The sequence below is a fragment of the Sphingobium sp. genome, assembly GCF_033795625.1.
Classification (GTDB): domain Bacteria; phylum Pseudomonadota; class Alphaproteobacteria; order Sphingomonadales; family Sphingomonadaceae; genus Sphingobium.
This window is the reverse complement of the sequence record NZ_JARYGI010000004.1, coordinates 84,587-109,157: the sequence shown is the minus strand read 5'-3', so window position 1 is coordinate 109,157 and position 24,571 is coordinate 84,587. Positions and strand designations below refer to the sequence as shown.

Annotated in this window: 12 protein-coding genes and 1 riboswitch; of the genes, 4 read left to right on the top strand and 8 right to left on the bottom strand. The window is 61.8% G+C overall.

Annotation, left to right across the window (positions count from 1 at the left end; all coding sequences use genetic code 11):
* Positions 1–89: 89 nt before the first annotated feature.
* From QHC67_RS03375 to QHC67_RS03360, 4 genes are all read left to right on the top strand, one after another.
* Entirely contained in the window at positions 90–1,157 is a 1,068-nt protein-coding gene (locus QHC67_RS03375) for a mannose-1-phosphate guanylyltransferase/mannose-6-phosphate isomerase (protein WP_319290972.1), read from the top strand.
* A gap of 441 nt (positions 1,158–1,598) precedes the next feature.
* Positions 1,599–5,762, top strand: a complete 4,164-nt coding sequence (gene rpoB, locus QHC67_RS03370) for a DNA-directed RNA polymerase subunit beta (protein ID WP_319290969.1) — start codon at positions 1,599–1,601, stop codon at positions 5,760–5,762.
* An 81-nt stretch (positions 5,763–5,843) separates the two neighbouring features.
* The gene (gene rpoC, locus QHC67_RS03365; RefSeq protein ID WP_319290967.1) at positions 5,844–10,094 is read left to right on the top strand and encodes a DNA-directed RNA polymerase subunit beta'; all 4,251 of its coding nucleotides are present in this window, start codon (positions 5,844–5,846) and stop codon (positions 10,092–10,094) included.
* 155 nt (positions 10,095–10,249) lie between these two features.
* Positions 10,250–10,720 carry a hypothetical protein gene (locus QHC67_RS03360; RefSeq protein WP_319290965.1) on the top strand — a complete coding sequence of 157 codons (471 nt, stop codon included), beginning with the start codon at positions 10,250–10,252 and terminating at the stop codon, positions 10,718–10,720.
* A 23-nt stretch (positions 10,721–10,743) separates the two neighbouring features.
* Here QHC67_RS03360 and gcvPB read toward each other — a convergent pair whose 3' ends face one another.
* The 8 genes from gcvPB to QHC67_RS03320 form a co-directional block, all read right to left on the bottom strand.
* Positions 10,744–12,312: an aminomethyl-transferring glycine dehydrogenase subunit GcvPB gene (gcvPB, locus tag QHC67_RS03355; protein WP_319290962.1), complete on the bottom strand. Its 1,569-nt coding sequence runs from the start codon at positions 12,310–12,312 to the stop codon at positions 10,744–10,746.
* Entirely contained in the window at positions 12,309–13,667 is a 1,359-nt protein-coding gene (gcvPA, locus tag QHC67_RS03350) for an aminomethyl-transferring glycine dehydrogenase subunit GcvPA (RefSeq protein WP_319290959.1), read from the bottom strand. The genes gcvPB and gcvPA overlap by 4 nt, the downstream gene beginning before the upstream one ends.
* Before the next feature lie 32 nt (positions 13,668–13,699).
* Entirely contained in the window at positions 13,700–14,071 is a 372-nt protein-coding gene (gene gcvH, locus QHC67_RS03345) for a glycine cleavage system protein GcvH (protein WP_319290957.1), read from the bottom strand.
* Positions 14,072–14,073: 2 nt separating this feature from the next.
* Positions 14,074–15,231, bottom strand: a complete 1,158-nt coding sequence (gcvT, locus tag QHC67_RS03340; protein ID WP_319290954.1) for a glycine cleavage system aminomethyltransferase GcvT — start codon at positions 15,229–15,231, stop codon at positions 14,074–14,076.
* Between the two features lie 180 nt (positions 15,232–15,411).
* Positions 15,412–15,511: riboswitch (glycine riboswitch) on the bottom strand.
* A gap of 56 nt (positions 15,512–15,567) precedes the next feature.
* Complete coding sequence (locus QHC67_RS03335) at positions 15,568–16,734, bottom strand: deoxyguanosinetriphosphate triphosphohydrolase (protein ID WP_319290952.1); 1,167 nt, start codon at positions 16,732–16,734, stop codon at positions 15,568–15,570.
* Between the two features lie 63 nt (positions 16,735–16,797).
* Entirely contained in the window at positions 16,798–18,222 is a 1,425-nt protein-coding gene (locus QHC67_RS03330) for an L-serine ammonia-lyase (RefSeq protein ID WP_319290949.1), read from the bottom strand.
* 1 nt (position 18,223) lies between these two features.
* Positions 18,224–22,396, bottom strand: a complete 4,173-nt coding sequence (locus QHC67_RS03325; protein WP_319290947.1) for a translocation/assembly module TamB domain-containing protein — start codon at positions 22,394–22,396, stop codon at positions 18,224–18,226.
* Positions 22,396–24,486, bottom strand: a complete 2,091-nt coding sequence (locus tag QHC67_RS03320) for an autotransporter assembly complex protein TamA (protein WP_319290944.1) — start codon at positions 24,484–24,486, stop codon at positions 22,396–22,398. The genes QHC67_RS03325 and QHC67_RS03320 overlap by 1 nt, the downstream gene beginning before the upstream one ends.
* Positions 24,487–24,571: the final 85 nt, after the last annotated feature.

Sequence of the window (24,571 nt, the reverse complement as noted above, 5' to 3'; positions counted from 1 at the left end):
ATTCCTTCACAGACGCTAAACAGCCCCTTCTTGGAAAATGCTGCACATGCTAAGGGACCCACACTAGGTATTGAGCGAGGGTTTCATTCATGACGGCATCTGTGGTTCCGGTCATTCTCTCCGGCGGTTCAGGCACGCGCTTGTGGCCCGTTTCGCGCCCGGAACGACCTAAGCAGTTGCTGGCGCTGACGGCAGCCGAAACGATGCTTCAGTTGACTGCACGGCGGACCGACAGCACCACCACTGCCTCCTATCTTTCCTTCGGCACCCCGATTCTCGTCGCCAACGCAAACCATGCCGATCTGATCGAAGAACAGCTTGCCGAAATCGGTATCACCGAGAGTCACATCCTGCTCGAGCCCTTCGGCCGCAACACCGCACCCGCCATCGCGTTGGCTGCACTGGTCGCCAAAGATCCAGCCGACGCATTGCTCGTGATGCCGAGCGATCACGTCATTGCGGACTTGCCGGCATTCCATGCCGCCATAGCGCAGGCACTCCCGCTGGTCGCTGAGGGCTGGCTGGTGACCTTCGGTATTACACCGGATGCGCCGGAAACGGGTTACGGCTACATTCAAATGGGTGACGCCGTGCAGGGCACCGTGAACTCTGTCACCCGGTTCGTCGAAAAGCCCGACGCGGTCCGCGCTGCCGAGATGCTCGCCGAAGGCGGCTATGCTTGGAACGCAGGCATCTTCCTGTTTCGCGCCGACGCTTATCTGGCCGCCCTTGAAACCTTTCAGCCCAGCATGCTTCTCCACGCGAAGGCCTCGCTGGACAAAGGCCGCAAAGATGGCCAGCGCCTCTATCCGGATGCGGACGCGTTCGAGGCTTGCCCATCGGATTCCATCGACTATGCGGTCATGGAACGCGCCGAGAAGGTCGCCTGCGTTCCCGTTGACATGGGCTGGTCCGATGTCGGCAGCTGGGATTCGCTGCACACGATCAGCGACAAGGACGAAAGCGGCAATGCCGTACGCGGCGACGTGCTGACGATCGATGCTGCCCGCTGCCTCGTCCACAGCGATGGCCCCCGCGTCGCTATGGTCGGGGTGGAAGACTTGATCGTGGTGGTCGCTCAAGGCGACATCATGATCCTGCGCCGCGGCCAGTCCCAGAACGTCAAGAAAGTGACGGAAGCCCTAAAGAACCGTTAAAGCTGAAGAACCGTTGAACATGCACCGCGAGCGCTCTTCTACTCCTTCTGCGCTCACGCTCAGGCATTGGGCGCGCGCGTTTATTCTGCTATGGCTGGTGCAGACGATAGTACCCCTGTTCGCACAATTCTTGTGAATTTGCGTTGGGTTGTCGTTTACCCTCTTAACATTTTCCAACATCGTCGCTATATCGCGTCCAAGAGCTATCGGCCCTCTCCCGCCTCCCGGCGTGAATGGGCCAGCCTTCCACTGCCCGGGACCCGGTTCGATTTGCGCTCGAACCGAGACGAATGGGGTAGAAAAGCGAAGGTTCTGCCAGACGCTGACAGTGCGGATCGGACAGCCCCGACCCGCACTTTTTTGCGTCGCTGGCTTGCGCGAATCGGCTGAGCTTCCGCTGAAATGCGGAAATAAATCGTTATTTCAAGGCAGGACCCAAGCATGGCGACCAAGGCAGCTCCCACCATCAGCATGACGGGCGCAAAGAAGCGCATCCGCAAGGTGTTCGGCAACATCCACGAAGTCGTGCAGATGCCGAACCTGATCGAAGTGCAGCGCGAAAGCTACGAACAGTTCCTCCGGTCCGATCCCTCGATCGGCTATGTGTCGGGCCTTGAAAAGACGTTGCGCAGCGTCTTCCCGATCCGCGATTTCGCCGGCACCGCCGAAATGGACTTCGTGCAGTATGTGCTGGAAGATCCGAAGTACGATACCGAGGAATGCCGCCAGCGGGGGATCACCTATGCCGCGCCGATGCGCGTTACCCTTCGCCTGATCGTGTTCGAAGTCGATCAGGACACCGACACCCGCTCGGTCCTCGATATCAAGGAGCAGGACGTCTACATGGGCGACATGCCCCTGATGACGGGCAACGGCACCTTCATCATCAATGGCACGGAACGCGTGATCGTCAGCCAGATGCACCGTTCGCCGGGCGTCCTGTTCGACCATGACCGTGGCAAGACGCATGCCTCGGGCAAGTATCTTTTCGCTGCTCGCGTCATTCCCTATCGCGGTTCGTGGCTCGATTTCGAATTCGACGCCAAGGACATCGTGAACGTCCGCATCGACCGCAAGCGCAAGCTGCCGGTTACTGCGCTGCTGTTCGCGCTCGGCCTCAATGCCGAAGATATTCTGGGCGAATTCTACAACAAGGTGACGTTCGTCCGCGGCGAAGGCGGCTGGAAAATTCCCTTCACACCAGAAGCATGGCGCGGTCAGAAGCCTGCCTTCGATATCGTCGACGGCAGTTCTGGTGAAGTCGTGTTCCCAGCCGGTCAGAAGATCTCGCCCCGCGCCGCCAACAAGGCGCAGAAGGATGGTCTTGAAACCCTGCTGATCCCGACCGAGGAAATCTTCGGCCGTTACAGCGCCTATGATCTCGTCAACGACGCGACCGGCGAAATCTACATCGAAGCCGGTGACGAAGTTTCGCCTGAAAACCTCGAAAAGCTCGACAAGGCAGGAATCGAGACTCTCGAACTGCTCGACATCGACCATGTCACGACCGGCCCGTGGATTCGCAACACTCTTAAGGCCGACAAGGCCGAGGATCGCGACCACGCTCTGTCCGACATCTACCGCGTCATGCGCCCCGGCGAGCCGCCGACGCGCGAGACCGCGGAGTCGCTGTTCGACGGCCTGTTCTTCGATCCCGAGCGCTATGACCTCTCGGCCGTGGGCCGCGTTAAGCTCAACATGCGTCTCGAACTCGACGCTGAAGACACGGTCACCACCCTGCGTCGCGAAGACATTCTCGCGGTCGTCAAGGAACTGGTGAACCTGAAGGACGGCAAGGGCGAAATCGACGACATCGACAACCTCGGCAATCGCCGCGTGCGTTCGGTGGGCGAGCTTCTGGAGAACCAGTATCGCGTCGGCCTCCTCCGCATGGAGCGCGCCGTCAAGGAGCGCATGTCCTCGGTCGACGTCTCGACTGTCATGCCCAACGACCTCATCAACGCCAAGCCCGCTGTGGCTGCGGTGCGTGAGTTCTTCGGCTCCTCGCAGCTTTCGCAGTTCATGGACCAGACCAATCCGCTTTCGGAAGTCACGCACAAGCGCCGCGTGTCTGCACTCGGGCCGGGCGGTCTGACGCGTGAGCGCGCAGGCTTTGAAGTCCGCGACGTTCACCCGACGCATTACGGCCGTATCTGCCCGATCGAAACGCCGGAAGGCCCAAACATCGGTCTGATCAACAGCCTTGCGACCTTCAGCCGCGTCAACAAATATGGCTTCATCGAAACGCCGTATCGCAAGGTCATCGACCATAAGGTGACCGACGACGTCGTCTATCTCTCTGCGATGGAAGAGGCCAAGCACACGATCGCGCAGGCCAACGCCGACACGGATGCCGACGGCCACTTCATCGAAGACCTCGTGTCCTCGCGTGAAGCCGGTGAATTCCTGATGGCCCCGCGCGATCAGATCACCCTGATGGACGTGAGCCCCAAGCAGCTGGTTTCGGTCGCCGCATCGCTCATTCCGTTCCTGGAAAACGATGACGCCAACCGCGCGCTGATGGGATCGAACATGCAGCGTCAGGCCGTGCCTTTGGTGCGCGCCGAGGCTCCGTTCGTCGGCACCGGCATGGAAGAAACCGTCGCACGTGACTCTGGCGCGGCCATCTCGGCCAAGCGCTCGGGCATCGTCGATCAGGTGGACGCAACCCGCATCGTGATCCGCGCAACGGATGACGTCGAACCCGGCAAGTCGGGCGTCGACATCTACACGCTGCAGAAGTTCCAGCGGTCTAACCAGGACACCTGCATCAACCAGCGTCCGCTGGTGAAGGTCGGTGATCTGGTAGACGGCGGCGACGTGATTGCGGACGGTCCTTCGACCGAATTCGGCGAACTGGCGCTGGGTCGTAACACCCTGGTCGCGTTCATGCCGTGGAATGGCTACAACTACGAAGATTCCATCCTGATCTCCGAGCGGATCGTTAAGGATGACGTCTTCACCTCGATCCACATCGAGGAGTTCGAAGTCATGGCCCGCGACACGAAGCTGGGTCCGGAAGACATCACCCGCGACATTCCCAACGTCGGCGAGGAAGCCCTGCGCAACCTCGACGAAGCGGGCATCGTCTACATCGGCGCCGAAGTGGAGCCGGGCGATATCCTCTGCGGCAAGATCACCCCCAAGGGTGAATCTCCGATGACGCCGGAAGAAAAGCTCCTCCGCGCGATCTTCGGTGAAAAAGCCAGCGACGTGCGTGACACGTCCCTGCGCCTGCCGCCGGGCGTTGCCGGAACGGTCGTCGAAGTGCGCGTGTTCAATCGCCACGGCATCGACAAGGACGAGCGCGCTATGGCTATCGAGCGGGAGGAAATCGACCGCCTTGCCAAGGATCGCGAAGACGAACGCGGCATTCTCAACCGTGCGACCTTCAATCGCCTGAAGGAACAGCTTCTCGGCCAGACCGCGACCGCTGCGCCCAAGGGCATCAAGAAGGGCATCGTCATCGACGACGCGCTTCTTGATGAAGTCGAGCGTCACGAATGGTGGAAGTTCGCGGTTGCCGACGATAGCGTCCAGGCGTCACTCGAAGCGATCAAGGGCCAGTATGACGAAGCGGTGAAGACCATCGTTGACCGGTTCGAGGATCGCGTGGAGAAGCTGCAGCGTGGCGACGAACTGCCGCCGGGCGTGCTCAAGATGGTCAAGGTGTTCGTCGCGGTGAAGCGCAAGCTTCAGCCGGGCGACAAGATGGCCGGCCGTCACGGGAACAAGGGGGTTATCTCCCGTATTCTTCCCATCGAGGACATGCCGTTCCTCGCAGACGGTACGCATGTCGATATCGTGCTGAACCCGCTGGGCGTGCCATCGCGCATGAACGTCGGTCAGATCTTCGAGACGCATCTGGGCTGGGCCGCACGCGGTCTGGGCCAGCAGATCAAGCATGCTCTCGAGGAATGGCGCGAAGCGAACCCGAACCCGGAAAGCGCAGCGCCGCCGGAAGCGGTCAAGGAACGCCTCAAGACGGTCTATGGCGAAAAGTATCATGACGAGATCGAGGCGCGCAGCCCGGATCAGATCGTGGAACTTGCCTCCTATCTGACGCATGGCGTGCCGATGGCTACTCCGGTGTTCGATGGCGCCCGCGAGGCCGACGTGTCGGCCATGCTGGAACTGGCCGGGCTCAATACTTCGGGCCAGAGCGATCTGTTCGATGGCCGTACGGGCGACAAGTTCGACCGGAAGGTTACTGTCGGCTACATCTACATGCTGAAGCTGCATCACCTTGTCGACGACAAGATCCATGCCCGCTCGATCGGCCCCTACTCGCTCGTCACGCAGCAGCCGCTGGGTGGTAAGGCACAGTTCGGTGGCCAGCGCTTCGGGGAAATGGAGGTCTGGGCGCTCCAGGCTTATGGTGCCGCCTATACGCTGCAGGAAATGCTGACCGTGAAGTCGGACGACGTTGTCGGCCGTACCAAGGTCTACGAAGCAATCGTCAAGGGCGACGATACCTTCGAGGCCGGCATCCCGGAAAGCTTCAACGTGCTTGTGAAGGAAATGCGCTCGCTTGGCCTCAACGTTGAACTGAACTCGATCGACGAGATCATGGAAGACGACGGTCCGGCGCTCGCTGCGGAATAAGGGAACACAAGGGGCACTGTTTCCCCAAAGACAGTGCTCCTCCCCCGCTCCGAAATTTTACCCTCCTGAGGGAATTTGAAAATGAACGAACTGACCAACTTCGCGAACCCGGTCGTAAAGCCGGAAACCTTCGACCAGATCCAGATCGGCCTTGCCTCGCCGGAGCGCATCCGGTCCTGGTCCTTCGGCGAAATCAAGAAGCCGGAAACCATCAACTACCGCACGTTCAAGCCCGAGCGCGACGGCCTTTTCTGCGCGCGTATCTTCGGTCCGATCAAGGATTACGAGTGCCTGTGCGGCAAGTACAAGCGCATGAAGTACAAGGGCATCGTCTGCGAAAAGTGCGGTGTCGAAGTCACGGTATCGAAGGTCCGCCGCGAGCGTATGGGCCATATCGAACTGGCCGCTCCGGTCGCGCACATCTGGTTCCTGAAGTCGCTGCCTTCGCGCATCGGCCTTCTTCTCGACATGCAGCTCAAGCAGCTTGAGCGCGTCCTCTACTTCGAAAGCTACATAGTCATCGAGCCGGGCCTGACCCCGCTCGACAAGTATCAGCTTCTGAACGAAGACGAACTGCTCGACGCGCAGGACGAGTATGGCGAAGACGCCTTCTCGGCCGGCATCGGTGCGGAAGCGGTCAAGCAGATGCTGATCGACCTCGACCTGGAAGGCGAAAAGAAGGTTCTTCTCGAAGAACTGGCCGTCACCAAGTCGGAACTGAAGCCCAAGAAGATCATCAAGCGCCTGAAGGTCGTCGAGAGCTTCCTGGAATCGGGCAACCGCCCGGAATGGATGATCCTGGACGTTGTTCCGGTCATTCCGCCAGAACTGCGCCCGCTGGTGCCGCTGGACGGCGGCCGCTTCGCGACGTCGGATCTCAACGATCTGTATCGCCGCGTCATCAACCGCAACAACCGCTTGAAGCGTTTGATGGAACTGCGCGCGCCGGACATCATCGTCCGCAACGAAAAGCGCATGTTGCAGGAAGCTGTCGACGCCCTGTTCGACAACGGTCGCCGTGGCCGCGTCATCACTGGCGCCAACAAGCGTCCGCTGAAGTCGCTGTCCGACATGCTCAAGGGCAAGCAGGGTCGCTTCCGCCAGAACCTGCTCGGCAAGCGCGTCGACTATTCGGGTCGTTCCGTGATCGTGACCGGGCCGGAACTGAAGCTGCACCAGTGCGGCCTGCCGAAGAAGATGGCGCTCGAACTGTTCAAGCCGTTCATCTACGCCCGCCTCGATGCCAAGGGTCTCTCCATGACCCTGAAGCAGGCGAAGAAGTGGGTCGAGAAGGAGCGCAAGGAAGTCTGGGACATCCTTGACGAAGTGATCCGCGAGCATCCGGTCATGCTGAACCGCGCGCCCACGCTTCACCGTCTCGGCATCCAGGCGTTCGAGCCCGTGCTGATCGAAGGCAAGGCGATCCAGCTTCACCCGCTCGTCTGTTCGGCCTTCAACGCCGACTTCGATGGCGATCAGATGGCCGTCCACGTTCCGCTGAGCCTTGAGGCCCAGTTGGAAGCGCGCGTGCTGATGATGTCCACCAACAACATCCTGTCCCCCGCGAACGGCAAGCCGATCATCGTGCCGTCGCAGGACATGGTCCTTGGCATCTATTATCTTTCGATGGAGCGCGAAGGCGAACCGGGCGAAGGCATGATGCTCTCGGACATGCAGGAAGTGCATCAGGCGCTGTTCAACAAGTCGGTGACGCTTCATTCGAAGATCATCAGCCGCGTTCCGCAGACTGACGAAGACGGCAAGACCTACATGAAGCGTTTCGAAACGACGCCGGGTCGCATGCTGCTGGGTGAAACCCTGCCGCAGAGCCACAAGGTGCCTTTCGATGTCATCAACCGCCTTCTCACCAAGAAGGAAATCGGCGACGTCATCGATCAGGTCTATCGTCACACGGGTCAGAAGGACACGGTGCTGTTCGCCGACGCCATCATGGCGCTGGGCTTCCGCCACGCGTTCCAGGCAGGTATTTCCTTCGGCAAGGATGACATGGTCATTCCGGACTCGAAGGTCGGCACGGTGGACGACACCAAGGCGATGGTCGCTGACTATGAGCAGCAGTATCAGGACGGCCTGATCACTCAGCAGGAAAAGTACAACAAGGTGATCGACGCCTGGTCGCGTTGCGGTGACGTCGTGGCGAACGCGATGATGGACGAAATTCGCGCCCAGCCGAAGGACGAGAATGGCCGCATGGCCCCGATCAACTCCATCTACATGATGGCGCACTCGGGTGCTCGTGGTTCGCAGGCTCAGATGAAGCAGCTTGCCGGTATGCGCGGCCTGATGGCCAAGCCTAGCGGCGAGATCATCGAAACGCCGATCATCTCGAACTTCAAGGAAGGTCTGACCGTCCTTGAATACTTCAACTCCACGCACGGCGCCCGCAAGGGTCTGGCCGACACCGCTCTCAAGACGGCAAACTCTGGCTATCTGACTCGCCGTCTCGTCGACGTGTCGCAGGATTGCACGATCGTCGAGGAAGATTGCGGCACCAACCGCGCTCTGGAGATGAAGGCAATCGTTCAGGGCGGCTCGGTCATCGCTTCGCTGGGTGAGCGTATCCTCGGGCGTACCACGGCCGAAGATATCGTCGATCCCAAGGACAACAGCATCGCGATCCCCGAAGGCACGCTGCTGGACGAAGCCCTGATCACGCAGATCGAAGGCATCGGCACGCAGGCCGTCAAGATCCGCAGCCCCCTGATCTGCGAAAGCAAGATGGGCGTCTGCGGCAAGTGCTACGGTCGTGACCTCGCCCGTGGTACGCCGGTAAACATCGGCGAAGCGGTCGGCGTCATCGCGGCGCAGTCCATCGGTGAACCGGGCACGCAGCTTACCATGCGTACCTTCCACATCGGCGGCGCGGCGCAGCTCAATGAAACGTCCAACCTTGAAGCGGTTGCCGACGGTACGCTGGAACTGCGTGACATGCCGACGATCACGGACAGCCGTGGCCGCCGTCTGTCGCTCGCCCGCAACGGCGAACTGGCGATCATCGATCAGGAAGGCCGCGAACGTGCGGTCCACCGTCTGCCTTACGGTGCGACGATCCTGTTCGAGAACGGCTCTCCGGTGAAGCTGGGCGATCGTATCGCCGAGTGGGATCCGTTCACCATGCCGGTGATCACGGAAAAGCCGGGCATCGTGAAGTATGTCGACCTGATCGATGGCAAGACGCTGACCGAACAGACCGATGAAGCGACGGGCATCGCCCAGCGCGTCGTCACGGAGCATCGCGGTTCCGCCCGTACGAAGGAGGATCTGCGTCCGCGCCTGACCCTGCTGGATGACGGTTCGGGTGAAGCGGCACGCTACATGCTCGCCATCGGCGCCACTCTGTCGGTCGAGGACGGCCAGCAGGTTGCGGCCGGCGACGTGCTGGCGCGTGTTTCTCGCGAAGCGGCGAAGACGCGTGACATCACGGGCGGTCTGCCGCGCGTTGCCGAATTGTTCGAGGCGCGTAAGCCCAAGGACAATGCGATCATCGCGAAGATCAGCGGCCGCGTCGAGTTCCTCAAGGACTACAAGGCGAAGCGCAAGATCGCCATTCGTCCCGAGGATGGCGGCGATCCGGTCGAATATCTGATCCCCAAGAGCAAGGTGATCGACGTTCAGGAAGGCGACTTCGTGAAGCGCGGCGACAACCTGATCGGCGGCTCGCCTGATCCGCACGATATTCTCGAAGTGCTCGGGATCGAGCCTCTCGCCGAATATCTCGTGTCGGAAATCCAGGAAGTCTATCGACTGCAGGGCGTGAAGATCAACGACAAGCACATCGAAACGATCGTTCGTCAGATGCTGCAGAAGGTCGAGATCACTGATGGCGGCGAGACCACGTTGCTGGCTGGCGAACAGGTCGATGCGGAAGAAATGCACGAGATCAACGCGAAGCTTTCCGCCGGGCAGCAGCCCGCCGTCGGCAAGCCCGTATTGCTCGGCATCACCAAGGCGTCGCTGCAAACCCGCAGCTTCATCTCGGCCGCATCGTTCCAGGAAACCACGCGCGTCCTTACGGAAGCCGCGGTTCAGGGGAAGAAGGACACGCTGATCGGTCTGAAGGAAAACGTCATCGTCGGCCGTCTGATCCCGGCTGGAACGGGCGCAGGCATGAACCGCCTGCGTGTGGCCGCCTCCAGCCGCGACGCCGCGCTCCGCGCTCAGCTAAAGGGCCTTCAGGCTCATCTGATCGCGCCGCAGTCCGCCGCCGAAGAACATGCTGCCGAACTGGCGCAGGGTCCGGAAGCCGCAATCGGCGACGATCCGCTGGCAGCGATCCAGGGTGAAGATTTCACCACGACCGAGGCGGAATGATAGAAAAAAGCTGGCGTTCCTAAGGGACGCCAGCCGCTAAACGAGAAGCCGCCGGGAGCAATCCCGGCGGCTCTTCTGTGCCCGCTATTGATTGCGCCTCCGGAACATCGGCGTGCCTGCTTGGTTGTGCAAATATCGGCATAGTGGAGCGAAGCATGCCCGGGAACATCACGATCTTTGCGACGGCTGTGGTTGCGGTCGCTTCTGTGTCAGGCGTTGCGTTAGGAAACTATGCGACGACGACAAAGCAGCCGGTGATCGATGCGACAGACATCAGAGATCATTTGGGAAATCCAAGTGCCAGCTACGATACTGAATATGCTTCGCAGACGACCGACATGGCGCCCGCTCACGTGCCGGTATGCCGGAAGGGCTGCGGTCCGACGCTAAGCGAACGGCAGGCGGCCGCCTATTTTGATGACGGCTATACGCAACTCGACAAAATCTATGAGGATGGGGACAAAGACCATTGGGCTGACACAGACCCCTACACAAACCCCGGGACCACCGCGGACCCAGTGGCTGTCCCAGCACCGCCGACCCGATTAACGCTGGCTGCTTCGGAACCAGCCTGTCTTTCACAAGACGATCTCAGCTGCTCCGGGCCAACGCCGCACATAAACTGAGGGTATGTGTGCGAGTGGCCCCGCTACTCCGCCGCTTCCGCCACAGCTTGAGGCTCCGTCCAAACCAGCACCGGCTTCCGAGCGGCCAATGTCTCGTCCAGCCGTCGCCGAGGCGCAAAATGAGGCGCGCTCTTCAAGGCTTCGTCACCCGCTTTTGCTCGCTCTGCCACTGAACGGAAGGCCGTGATGAACTGATCTAACGCGGCCTTGCTCTCGGTCTCAGTAGGCTCGACCAGCATCGCCCCATGGACTACCAGCGGGAAATACACGGTCATCGGGTGGAAGCCCTCGTCGATCAGGCCCTTGGCGATGTCGAGCGTGGTGAAGCCTTCCGCCATTCCTCTGTCGCTGAACAGCGCCTCATGCATACACGGCCCGGACGCCGCGAACGGTGCGTCGAGAACGCCTTCCAGACTGCGCAGGATGTAATTCGCGTTCAGAACCGCGTCGCCGCTCACTTGCCGAAGCCCGTCAGCACCGTGGCTCATGATGTATGTGAGCGCGCGCGTGAACATCCCCATCTGGCCGTGGAAGGCGACCATACGGCCAAAGCTGCCCGCATGATGCTCGCCCGCCGTCTCTTCCTCGATCAGCACATAGCCGTCTTCGGTCTTCTCCACGAACGGCAGCGGAGCGAAAGGCGCCAACGCTTCGCTGAACACCACCGGCCCGCTGCCGGGGCCACCACCGCCATGCGGGGTAGAGAACGTCTTGTGCAAGTTGATGTGCATCGCGTCGACTCCCAGATCGCCGGGCCGGACCCGACCCACGATCGCGTTGAAGTTCGCGCCATCGCAATACACCAGCGCACCCGCGGCGTGAACAGCGTCAGCCATCCTCTTGAGATCCCGCTCGAACAGGCCGCAGGTGTTGGGATTGGTGATCATCACCGCCGCCACATCCGGCCCCAGCCGCTCCTCAAGCGCCGCCAGATCGACGCGCCCTTCCGCCGTCGCCGGAATGTCCTCGACCGCATAGCCGCAGAATGCCGCCGTTGCGGGATTGGTCCCATGGGCGCTTTCCGGCACCAGCACGACCGAACGCGCGTCGCCGCGCGCCTCCAGCGCCGCCCGGATCGCGAGTAGCCCACAAAGCTCGCCATGCGCACCCGCTTTCGGGCTCATCGCCACTGCGGCCATGCCGGTCAGCGTCTTCAGCCACTCGGCCAGTTCATGGATCACGCCCAGCGCGCCCTGCACTGTCGACACGGGCGCCAGCGGATGAATATCGGCAAAACCGGGCATCCGCGCGACCTTCTCGTTCAGCCGGGGATTGTGCTTCATCGTGCAGGAGCCCAGCGGGAAGAACCCAAGGTCGATCCCGTAGTTCTGCCGCGAAAGCCGGGTATAATGCCGCACCGTCTCGGGCTCGGACAAGCCCGGGAGCGCGATAGGCTTGCGCCGCTCCAGCCCGCCGAGGCGGCTATGCACCTGCGGCGCAGGCGCGATGTCCACGCCGGTCGTATCATGCGCACCGAGCTCGAAAATCAGCGCTTCTTCCAGCATCAGCGCCTTATTTCCGGTAGTTGTGGGGCGACCCTCATGCGCGACAGGAACGGGCTTGGTCGCACGACCTTCCTTGAGCATGCTCATGCAAGTATCTCCTTCAAGGCCGCACACAGGGCGTCGATGTCTTCTTCCGTCGTCGTCTCCGTCACCGCGACGACCAATCCGCCGGACAGATCGCCGGCATCGGGGAACAGCCGCCCCAGCGAGACGCCTCCCAATATGCCGCGGTCGGCCAAGGTGCGTGCAACTTCCCGCGCATCCTTTTCAAGAACCAGCGTGAACTCATTGAAAAAACTGCCGTTGAGTAGGCGGACACCCGGCACCTGCTCCAATGCTTCCGCAGCCTGAACAGCGCGGCCATGGTTCAGCGCCGCCAAGTCGTTCAGGCCCTTCTCTCCCAGCAACGTCATGTGGATCGAGAAAGCGAGCGCACATAGCCCGGAGTTGGTGCATATGTTCGAGGTCGCCTTCTCCCGCCGGATATGCTGTTCACGCGTCGAGAGGGTCAGCACGAAGCCGCGCTTGCCCTCCGCATCGACGGTCTCGCCGCACAATCGGCCAGGCATCTGCCGCACATATTTCTGCTTGCAGGCGAACAGTCCGAGATAAGGCCCGCCGAATTGAAGACCGACGCCGATCGACTGTCCTTCGCCCACGACGATGTCCGCCCCCATGTCTCCGGGCGGTGCAATCGCTCCCAACGCAACGGGCTCCGTAACCACGGCCACCAGCAGGGCGCCCACTTCATGCGCCCTCTCAGCCAGCCCCGACAAATCACTGATCCGCCCAAGAATGTCGGGATATTGGACGACAACGCAACTCGTATCCTTGTCGATACCGGCAAGCAGCGTTTGATCGTCCATTTCAGGCACCAGTTCAGGCGCATTGTACACCAGCTGATCGCCGGTAAACTTCGCCATCGTCTTCGCCACCGACACATAATGCGGGTGGAGCCCGGACGACAGGATCGCCTTGCCACGCTTGGTAATCCGCCGCGCCATGCCGATCGCCTCCCAGCAAGCAGTCGACCCGTCGTACATCGAGGCATTGGCAACGTCGCAGCCGAACAATCGAGCCACCTGCGTCTGGAACTCGAACAGGACCTGCAACGTCCCCTGCGCGATCTCCGGCTGGTAGGGCGTATAGGCAGTAAGGAATTCGCCGCGCTGGATCAGGTGATCCACGCTCGCCGGAACATGATGCCGATACGCGCCAGCCCCCAGGAAAAAGGGGACATCCCCCGCGACCATGTTTTGCCGCGCGAGCTTCCCCATGTGCCTTTCCACCGCCAGTTCGCTGGCGTGATCGGGCAAGCCTTCGATCTTTTGCGTCAACTGGGCCTCGGCAGGCACATCAACAAACAAGGCTTCGATCGAAGGAGCGCCGATGACAGTCAGCATGGCGCTGCGGTCGGCATCAGTGAGGGGAAGATAACGCATTGCTATTCCTTGTTTGAGTCAGAAGCCGATATTCAAAGCTCGGCCACGAACTTGCGGTAGCTCGCCTCGTTCATCAGCCCGTCAAGCTCGGCTGCGTCGGTGATCCGCAACTTGAAGAACCAGCCGTCCTCCTCGGGGTCGCTGTTCACCAGAGCAGGCTCGTCTTCCAGCGCAGCGTTGGACTCGATCACCTCTCCGGAAATAGGAGCGTACACGTCGGACGCTGCCTTGACGGATTCCACAACTGCGGCGTCATCACCCTTGTCGAACTTCGCGCCTTCCGCAGGCAGTTCCACGAATACGATATCGCCCAGTTGCTCCTGCGCGTAGTCGGTGATTCCAACGGTGGCGATTTCCCCTTCGACCTCGATCCATTCATGTTCGTCAGTAAAATAGCGGCTCATCTTCAGGCTCCTGGTTTCGGGCGGTGGTAACGGTGCGGGACGAAAGGCATAGCTGCGACCGTCGCAGACAGGCGCTTGCCGCGAACTTCGATGGCGAGCGTCGTTCCAATCGCAGTATGGTCTGTCGCGACCCAGCCCATGGCTGTCGGGGCACCTACCGTTGGGGCAAAGCCACCGGACGTGACAGTACCGACCTGATCTTCCCCGGCGAAGATCAGCGAACCCTCACGTGCCGGCAAACGCCCGTCGACTGCGAGGCCCACACGGCGAGCAGGAACGCCCTCGGTCAACTCGCGCGCAATCCTGCCATGTCCGATGAAGCCGCCATGCTCCCGTCGACGCTTTGAAATCGCGAAACCCAGATCCGCCGCGATCGGGCTGACGCGCTCGTCGATGTCATGGCCGTAGAGCGGCAATCCCGCCTCGAGTCGAAGCGAATCCCGCGCGCCCAGTCCGATCGGCTTTACCTGCTCAAGGGCACACAGCGCATCTGCGAAGGCGGACGCGCTTTCGGCGGGCAGGCTGATCTCGAAGCCGTCCTCGCCAGTATAGCCCGAGCGGGATATCCAGAACGGCACGCCCTGATACTCAAATTGATCGCACTGCATGAAATAGAGGTCGGCGGTGGCCGGGATGAGGGCAGCGAGGGCAGCCCCCGCCTCCGGTCCCTGTAGCGCCAGAAGCGCCTGGTCCTCCATATGGTTCATCGTGATCGCATCGGGCAATTGCTCGCGCAGCCAGCCGATGTCATCATATTTCGTTGCCCCGTTCACGACCATGTAGAAGTCGTCAGGGCGGCGACTGACCATCAGGTCGTCAAGGATGCCGCCGTCCTCGTTAAGCAACAGCGAATATCGTTGCCGGAAGGTCTTAAGACCCAGGATGTCGCCGGGCAGCACCGTCTCCAGCGCCGCGTCCACATCTTCGCCGGTAAAGCTCAGTTGACCCATATGGCTGACGTCGAACAGGCCCGCATGCGTCCGGGTCCAGGCATGTTCCGCCATGATGCCCTCATACTGGATCGGCATCTGATAGCCGGCAAACTCGACCATACGGCCGCCCTGGGCGCGATGCCACGCATCCAGCGGAAGCTTCTCCGGACCGGAGGCGACCGGATCGGTGTCTGGATCTGCCAGAATTTCGCTAGGTTCGGTGGTCATCCTGGTCTCCGGCAGCAATAGGTTTCTGTAATGGCACAACGAACCACGAAGCCGGGTCCATCACGTCATCACCCCCTCTGTCACGGAACCTGAGAGCTTTGACTGGCCCTCCTAAAGCGATGGGGCGCAGCTTACACCTTCGGTGGAGCGGGTTAACGCCGCTCGCTTTCCAGAGTGTCTACACATGATACGGTCCTGTTCACCTGAGAGATTCCGGGGCGGTTGCTCCTTCGGCGGCCACGCGGGTTAACCCGAAGTGACACTCTCCCGTATCATGTCCGTACCGAATCCTCGATGCGGAGACTTCATTGTCCATTGCCCAAACAGCCTTGCACGTCAATCCGCCAGCGTAGCTACCGGGCCGCCGAATAACGCATGGTGGCTGTTTTCGGCGTAACGATCAGTCATACCCGCAATGAAGTCCGCGATATGGCGGCTGCGCTGAGGCTCCTGCGCGACACAGCCTTCCAGCCAGCCTTCCGCCATGCGCGCTGGATCCTCATGATATGCCGTAAACAGCTCCGACACGATGGTGCGCGCCCGATCCGCTGCGGCGAGTTGTTCGGGATGGTGGTACAGGGTCGCGTACATGAACCGTTTCAGCGTACGCTCCTCCGCAGCCATCGCGGGCGAGAACCCCACCAGCGAGCGTCCGGCAGCGCGAACTTCGTCGATGCTCTGAACGCCGCTGTCATGAATATTGGCGCGAGTCGTCTGCAGCAAGTCGTTCACCATCACGCCGATCTGATCCCGCACCAGCTCCCGCAGGAGCCTCGCTTCAGCTATGTCCGGATGCCGCGCCCGCACCCTTTCCCAGCATTCCGCGACGAGAGGCACTTCGAGTAGCTCATCGAGCGTCAGCAACCCCGCGCGCAAACCATCATCGATGTCATGGTTGTCATAAGCGATATCATCGGCAATCGCCGCAACCTGCGCCTCCAGGCTCGGCCAGCTGTGCAGGTCCATCGGAAACAGCGCGTCGATCTCAGCCATGGCCCAGCTCGGGCGGTCGACCGGACCGTTATGCTTTGCCAGCCCCTCCAGCATGTCCCAGCTGAGATTGAGGCCGGTAAAACGCGGATAGGGGCTTTCGAGCAGCATCAAGGTCCGCAGTGTGTGCGCATTGTGGTCGAACCCGCCCTGCCCTGCCATCGCTTCTTCCAGCGCATCCTCACCGGCATGGCCGAAGGGCGGATGGCCGATGTCGTGGGCAAGGCAGAGCGCTTCCGTCAGATCCTCGTTCAGCCCGAGCGCACGCGCGATCGTGCGGCCGATCTGTGCGACCTCCAGACTGTGCGTCAGTCGTACGCGATAGTGATCGCCGTCGGGCGCCACGAACACTTGGGTCTTGTGGCGCAGGCGGCGAAAGGAGATCGAATGAATGATCCGATCACGGTCGCGCTGGAATATGTCACGCGGGCCTCGCGTCTCTCCGCCCGGTTCGGGATAAAGGCGGCCCCGGCTCTGGTCAGGCTGCGCGGCATAGGGAGCATAGGTGATCATCGACACCATGTAGGGAAGTGCGGAGAAATGCCCAATGGCGAAATATGCATCAGGCGTTTCCAGTCAGCACTCGACGACGTTGACGGCAAGTCCGCCTAGGCTCGTTTCCTTATAGCGGCTCGCCATGTCCTCGCCCGTCTGCCGCATGGTTTCGATCACCGCATCCAGGCTGACGATATGTCGTCCGTCGCCCTGCAGCGCGAGATAAGCGGCATTGATTGCCTTCACCGCCCCCATCGTATTGCGTTCGATGCAGGGAATCTGCACCAGCCCCCCGATGGGATCACAGGTTAGCCCCAGATTATGCTCCATGCCGATCTCGGCGGCATTCTCGACTTGCTGGTTGGTGCCACCCAGCACCGCCGCGAGGCCTGCAGCAGCCATCGAACATGCGACGCCTACTTCCCCCTGACATCCCATTTCCGCTGCGGAAATCGATGCCCGCTTCTTGTAGAGGAACCCGATCGCCGCTGCCGTCAGCAGCAACTGCCGCTCGCCATCCCGATCCGCTCCGGGCACGAACTTGCGGTAGTAACGCAGCACCGCCGGGATAACACCGGCGGCCCCGTTAGTTGGCGCAGTGACGACACGACCGCCCGCGGCATTTTCCTCATTCACTGCCAATGCGAAGAGGCTAACCCATTCAAAGACGGCGGCGGGTTGCATGTTTTCCTGCCCTGCACGCAGCCGCGCGTGAATGGCCTTGGCGCGCCGACGCACCTTCAGACCACCGGGCAGCATCCCCTCCTGCTTCATGCCGCGTTCTATGGAGGCGTCCATGGCGTCGATCACATTGTCGAGGAACGCTTCGGTTTCCTCCTGAGGCCGCCATGCTGCTTCATTGCGCAGAACAAGCGTGGCGATGCAAAGCCCCGTCTCCTCGCCCTGCGCCAGCATTTCGGCGCCGGAAGAGAACGGCATCGGCTGCACAAGATTGTGGCCCATTGGCGCGCCGGCGGCTCCACCCGCGATAGCTTCGCCGGGCAGAACCGCGCCTCCACCGACGGAGAAATACTCCCGCACCATCACCTCTCCATCGACAAAGCGAGCGGTGAAGCGCATCCCGTTGCTATGCTGCTCCAGAAACTGCCCCTTGCAGAACAGCAGGTCGCGATCTTCGACGAACGAGATGCTCCAGTCCCCATAACGGATTTCGTTCCTGGCCCTGATATCCTCTACTTGAGCGGCAATCGCTTCAGGATCGACTGTTTCAGGTCGCTCCCCGGACAGGCCGAGCAACACCGCAGTATCACTGGCATGGCCATGACCTGTCAGCGCCAGGGAACCAAAAAGCTCGCAGCTAACGCTCTGCGGCTGCCGTGGCAGCGATTCCATGAACATCAGCGCTGCGCGCATAGGCCCAACGGTGTGTGAACTCGACGGGCCGATACCGATGGTGAACAGATCCACCACGCTGATTGCCGCGCTGCTGTCGATACGCGATCGCTGCCGGGGTCGAGTATCGTCCGAGATATCGGCAGGCGGCACGTCAATAATCCTTCGAAACGCGGACGTTCACACTCTGCCGCCCAATGGTAGAAACGCTCGAGAGAAGCGATAGCCACCGCGTCACCTGATACTCGATGCGCGTGGCGGAATAGCCCTGCCCGTCAGTGATCAGTTCGACATAGGTCTTGCGAGTCAGATATTTACCGGCCGCCACGGAGGTCCCCTGCCCGATTGTCGGATCAGCGGGAAGGATGCGCAGACGATCCAGACCCGCCGCTTTGCGAACCGCATTGATCGGGTCAAGCCCGCCGCCACCACCCTGCAACGCGGTCACTGCAGAGGCGAGTTGCAGCGCTTCGGGCGCTGACAGGTTCGTGATCGAGGTCCCGAACAACAGACGCGACAGCAACTCATCCTCTGGCAGCGCCGGAATGCTGGTGAAGCTGATCAGCGGCTTCAGGCTGGTTCCCGTCACCCGGATCGTTGCGTTGATGCCGTTGATGTTCGCTGCCGCATCGATGTCCAACGTCGGATCATTGGGCGTCGAGCCATCGAACCGGATGCGCCCTTCGGTCAGTTCAAAACGCCGGCCCGCAAACTCGTAGCCGCCGCGGACCAGATCCACCGCGCCTCTGATAGAGGGAGCCGTGACGGTCCCGCCGATGTCGAGATTTGCGCGCCACTCGCTATTCAGGCCGAGCCCCGTTACCGTCAGCCGATTGCGGGCCCTCGCCTTGATGTCCAGGTTCCACGGCGCTGCGGCAGTCACGCGCTCGAAGTCGTCGCCACGCCGGCTCGTTTCTATCACACGCAGTTCCGGAATAGCTGCCACTGCCGCGGCCCGGCCCAGAGTGAAACGGCTTCGGTTCAGTTCGACGTCGCCGCCGATAGTGCCGCCTACGCCACTGGACCTGATCGTTATAGGTCCTGTTACCGTCGCTCCCAGGTCATCGCGCGCCAACAACGTGGCATTGTCGGCTTGCATGGCCAGGTCCATGGCCACGCCTTTCCCGCCGCCAAAGTCGAACCTGCCACTTCCCGTCACGGTGCCTCCGCCCCGCGCATTGCCGGAGAAACTGGAGATCGCCAGTTGCGACCCAGCAAAGCGCCCGCGCGCTTTCACGCCTGTCAGCCGCATCCCGGTGATCGGACTGTCGATCGTAGCATTGTCGCTCGCGATCGATCCGGCGATGATGGGATTGTCCAGAGTGCCACGCACGTCGGCTGCAACGGCCGCCGGGCCGCTGAGATCGATGATCTCGACTCCTGTGAGCCGCCACAGCGTGTCCGCCGTCCCGTTGTAGCGAAGTTGCGCAAACAGCGGCGCGATACGCACGCGCTGCATGAGATCACCTTGTCCCAGCGGGCTCAAAAGTGCCTGCGCCCGGCCGATCGTCTTGCCCTCTGCAGTGATCGTCGCCCTTGCAGCCAGTCGCGTCGGGGTTAGGATCGCATTGACCCCCACGTCTACGGGTCGTGACGTAAGCGCCAGCCCTGAACGCGTCAGCTTCCGGATGCGCAAGTTGGCCGTGCCTGTCGGTGCGCCGTCGCGAGGCTTTGCGTAGCTCAGCGTGCCTGTAGCAAGGCCGCCCAGGCCAAGTTCTTCATTGACGAGATCAAGCAGCGCCAAGGGCAACTTGTTCAGCCGAGCCTCGATTTCCGTCGCCTCTCCGCCGAGGCGCCCCGCAAGTTGAGCGCTGCCATCACGGTAGCTGATCGTCACGGGCGCAAGCCGCCATCCCTCTTCGGTTTGCGTAAATACAGCTGCCCGCGTGAGCCTGATTGGCTGACGGTCCAGCGTCCCTCCGATCATCAGCGCAACCCGGCCCGGCGCGACATCCGCATTGGCCCGGATGTCGAACAAGCGCCCGCGCTGCCCGAGAATGCTGGCCGTAACTTTGCCTTTTCCGCCCACCAGCTTTGCCGCACCCTCCATGCGGTTGATCCGCATCGGCCCGATGAGCAGCCCGCGCGCCGACGTCTCGGCATCGATGGTCGTCCCTGCAGGGTCGAGGAGCAATGTCGCATCGAGCGTCCCGCGCCGTATCCCGATAGGCGTAGGTCCCTCGAAGCGGGCATCCGCCGCAGTGAGTTCCGTCCGGATCTGCTGAATGCCATTGAGAGGCGTGAGGGCGACGTAGCCAGTCACCGGACCTGTAACCGCGAGCCGCCCGTCCAGCCCGCCCGTTACCGGCAGTATGCGCCCCTTTGCCAGCACTCCGGCAACTGCGAGGCGCTCCACATCGATCACGGCCTGCGCGCCCTTGGGTAATGCGATGACGCCGTTTCCATCGAACGGCCCTAGTATCGATCCTCCCGCCGCAGTGAAGCGGTATCCAATCGGATCAGGGGCCAAATGCACTTTGACATTCCGCAATGCCGCCGCCTCCAGCGGCCGCGCCAGCACCAAGTCGACTGTGGGACGCTCGATGATGCCGTCCAGCACGAGCGTTACCGGCCCATAGGTCCTGTGCTTGCCCGCACCCTCGAAATGGAATGTCTTGTCGGGCCGACGATAACCCGTCGCGGTCAGGTTCAGCAAGGGCGTATCCAGACGCAGGCCCGTGAACATCAGTCGACCGTCCGGCCCCAGTGACAGGTTTGAACTGAGCCGCGGCAAACCTCCGCCCAACGTCCGGAAAAAGCTGTTATCCAGTCGGCGCATCTTCGCCTGCGCCTGCCCCTTGAGCGTGAACCTGCCGTTCGCGCCGGGCACCGCCTGCACCTTCGATCGGATGTCGACGACGCCGAGCCCCGGGATCAACAGCCCGTTGATATCTCCCGTAAGGGCTATGTCGTAGCGGCCGGTCCTAAGGTCCGCGAGCACAACGACAGCACCCCGCAACTTGTCGGATCGTATCTTCAAGGGGGTGGAAGTGATTGTCTGCCCATTGAACTGCAGCGCCCCCGCGAGCGTGAAGTTTCGCACGATGCCGCCGACCAGATTCCCCTGCCCATCCATTTGCCGCGCGGATAGCTGTATCGGCACGATGACGGGGCCACTCTGCGCTCTCCGGCCTTCGCCATTGGCGCGCACATCCCGCAATATCGTTTTCCCGAACGCCACCTGCTTCGCCGAAACAAGATACTCGAACCCCACGGTCGGGATCGGCCCGTCTAGCCGGATGCGCGCCGTGATATCTCGACCAGTCATGGTCTTGAGCAATGCCTGCGGCCGGGCAAGTTTCACATCGATCAGCATGTTGTCGAAGCCATTGCCGCGCAGGTCGATTGCTCCGTCCGCGGTCATGTCGATCGCGGGGGAACTGAGCTTCAGCACGCCATCCACAACGCGGTTTTCGAGCGTCCCGGCAGCCGTCAGGTCCAATCGAGGCGCGGACAGTCTACGCAACAGGCCATTGCCCGCGATTGCCTCCCCCTCCACATTGCCGGTCAGCTGGTACTGGCCACGCTTCGCACCCAGCCGCAGGGACACCGCGGGCACCTTGTCGAGTGTCGCAATCGCGGTTCCGCTCCACCGTGCCCAGGTGCCATCGCCCTGCACGCGCAGATTGGCGTCCTGTTTCAACCCGGCCATCGCGCCGAGTACGCCGCCTTTCGGCGCATTCACTGTCACATCGACATCGAACCTGTTGTCGCCGGGGCGGCTATCCAGCGCAAGGATGATCGAGTCCGCCCCATTCAGTACTCGCGCCTGCAAGTCGATGACGGCGCGTCCCGCCCGGATGTCCGCGTCACCCTGCAACGTCGCCACTTGTTCGCGGCCCGCCAGCCCCTTGGCGATCACCAGCCGATCCACTTTCAACTGCATCAGCCGTATGTCGAAATCAGGCAGGATCGGCCCGCGTACTTCGGTCGGCCGGAACTTGGGCAGTTGGTGCAATGTGGCCTGGGGTATGTACAGCCGGTCGATGTCCAACCGGTTCGATATCCACGCGACCGGCCACCAGTCGAGCGACACCTGCGGCGCGAAAAAGAACAGGCCGTTGGGATCGTAGAGCTGCAGGTCCCGCAGCCGCGCCTTGCTGTAAATGCTGCCCTCTATTGCACCAACCTTGATCCGGAGGCCGGACCGGGGTTCCACGCGCTCGATCCGGCTGATCAGGAAGCGGTGCCCTGCCCCGGTATCAAGCCAAAGCGCTGCGCCCGCTATCGCCAGCAGCAGCACAAGGACGATGCCAGCCACCCACCGCTGCCACGCGCGACCGCGCCTTGGCTGAAGGATCGGTGTATCGGGCGGATCGTCCACCATCAGAACGCCTGGCCTAGCGAAACATAGACTGCGATCCGGGAATCGCCCCTCTGCGGATTGATCGGTGTGCCCACGTCGACGCGGATCGGCCCGAAGCTGCTATAATATCGCACGCCCACCCCTGCGCCGACGCGCAGGTCCCGAAAGCGAGGGAGCGCCTGCGTCGAGATATTGCCGGCATCCACAAACGGCACCACACCGAAGTTTCCGAAACGGACGCGTGCCTCCAGCGAGAATTCCGCCAGACTCTTGCCGCCGATCGGATCGTTGTTCATGTCGCGCGGCCCGATCGCCTGGAAACCATAACCGCGCACCGACCCGCCACCACCCGCATAGAAGCGCCGGGACGGTGCGATCTGGCTGACCGTCGAGCCAAAGATAGTCCCCAGTCTCGCGCGTCCTGCAAGCACGATGCGGTCAGTCATCTGCCGATACGCGCTGCCGTCCAGTTGCGCCCGAACATAGCCGAACGTCGAATCCTGAAACGAAAGTTCAGGGCTCAGTCTTCCGCCCAGCCGGAACCCGGTGGTGGGATTGAGAAGGTCGTCGCTGCCGTCATAGGTAAGCCCCGTCGGCAATGCCCCGATGAAGAAGGTTCGCCGCCCGCCAGAGATGCGACTGAAGCTATCGCGCTCGTCCGATGCGACCAATTCCGCGCCGACGCTCCACACCCATTTCTTCTGGAAGATGATGTTGGTCTGCCGCTCCAGCGAGCCCGATAGCTGGACCGTCCGGGCGTCGAAAGCATCGCGCTTGATGTTGCTGACAGACAACAGCCCCGTCAGCACCTGGTCGCGCTTTTTGAAGTTGTTGCGGCGATAGGTCAGCGACCCGGTCTGCTCCTGCGTGCCGAGAACACCGCGCACGGTGACTGCGCCCTCAGGCGGGAAGAAGTTGCGATGTTGCCAGCTAGCCTCGATCCTCGCCCCTTCTCCGGTGCCATAGCCGATTTCCCCCGCGATCGTACGCGGCGGCGCGGCGGCAACATCGACTGCCAGATCGACATGTTCACCGTCGCCTGCGTCCTTCGGGGTCAGGGTCACGGACGAGACGAGGCCAGTCGCCACCAGCGCGCGGCGAAGGTCCTCTACGTCCGAAGCCGTGTAAGTGTCGCCGGGTTTGAAGCGGGCGATGCGTTGAACATGCCTGGCGCTGAACAGGTCATCGTCCGGCAGGACGATCCGCCCGAATGTGCGATAGCCTCCGGTCTCGATGATGACGTCCAGATCGCCCTTACGCGCATCGTGATCCACACGGACAACGGGCTCTTCGACTTTGGCGAACGGAAAGCCGGTGTTGCCAAGCGCCGCCGCCAAAGATGTCTGCGCACCGACGATCCTGTCAGCGTCGACCGGATCACCGACTTTGACGGTGAAGGCCTCTCGCAGCGTCTGTTCCCTCGGCCCTGTTTCCGCCAATCCCTGCAAGTCTACCGAGGCCAGTAGATACAATGGCCCCGGAACCACCGTCAGCGTAACCTGCAGCCTGTCGTCCGTAGCCGCGGACACCAGGGTTCTTACGCGCGCATCATAATAGCCCTTCGCGCGCATCAGCCGATCCAGAAGTTCAGTGTCTTCCTTGATCCGGCGATTGATCTGCGCGAGGTTCGCTGGCTTTCCGTCGCCTTGCTTGAGCACTGACAGTTCGTCGAACCGCGTCGTGAACAATGTGTCCGATATACCATCGAGCCCTTGAACGTTCACGCGATAGCGACGCTCCGCTCCTGCATCGAAGTCCGTCACCTGGCTGACTGGCGTATCCGCGACTGGTGCGTCGGCCTCCTGAGCATCGGCAATCCCCACATCTGCCGCCACCGGGTCGGTTACAAGTTCATCCGGCGCTGCGGCTGCCAGAGGTTCCACAGTGTCAGGGGCGCCCATGTCGGGCCACGCGACGCCGATCTCCGGCATGGGCGCGAGCGGCGCGGCAGGATCAAGCTCCAGGGGATTGGAAAGAGTAGGCACCGCCGGCGGAGGAGCCGTATCCTGTGCCCAGACCGGCACCGGCACCAACGCTATGGTGGCAAGGGTCAACCAGACAGCGCGCGGGCACAGTTCAGGAGAATGAAGGGGCCGCGAGGCAATCGACATCGCCTCGCTCTAGCCTATGTCATTGGTAGCGCGCCACAACAGATGCTTGCCCTGCAGCTTTTTGCGCCGGACATGCAGTTGGGGC

Coding starts and splice junctions, on each gene's coding strand:
- QHC67_RS03375 (WP_319290972.1), top strand. CDS start 90: ATGACGGCATCTGTGGTTCCGGTCATTCTCTCCGGCGGTTCAGGCACG.
- rpoB (WP_319290969.1), top strand. CDS start 1,599: ATGGCGACCAAGGCAGCTCCCACCATCAGCATGACGGGCGCAAAGAAG.
- rpoC (WP_319290967.1), top strand. CDS start 5,844: ATGAACGAACTGACCAACTTCGCGAACCCGGTCGTAAAGCCGGAAACC.
- QHC67_RS03360 (WP_319290965.1), top strand. CDS start 10,250: ATGCCCGGGAACATCACGATCTTTGCGACGGCTGTGGTTGCGGTCGCT.
- gcvPB (WP_319290962.1), bottom strand. CDS start 12,312: ATGAGCATGCTCAAGGAAGGTCGTGCGACCAAGCCCGTTCCTGTCGCG.
- gcvPA (WP_319290959.1), bottom strand. CDS start 13,667: ATGCGTTATCTTCCCCTCACTGATGCCGACCGCAGCGCCATGCTGACT.
- gcvH (WP_319290957.1), bottom strand. CDS start 14,071: ATGAGCCGCTATTTTACTGACGAACATGAATGGATCGAGGTCGAAGGG.
- gcvT (WP_319290954.1), bottom strand. CDS start 15,231: ATGACCACCGAACCTAGCGAAATTCTGGCAGATCCAGACACCGATCCG.
- QHC67_RS03335 (WP_319290952.1), bottom strand. CDS start 16,734: ATGATCACCTATGCTCCCTATGCCGCGCAGCCTGACCAGAGCCGGGGC.
- QHC67_RS03325 (WP_319290947.1), bottom strand. CDS start 22,396: ATGGTGGACGATCCGCCCGATACACCGATCCTTCAGCCAAGGCGCGGT.
- QHC67_RS03320 (WP_319290944.1), bottom strand. CDS start 24,486: ATGTCGATTGCCTCGCGGCCCCTTCATTCTCCTGAACTGTGCCCGCGC.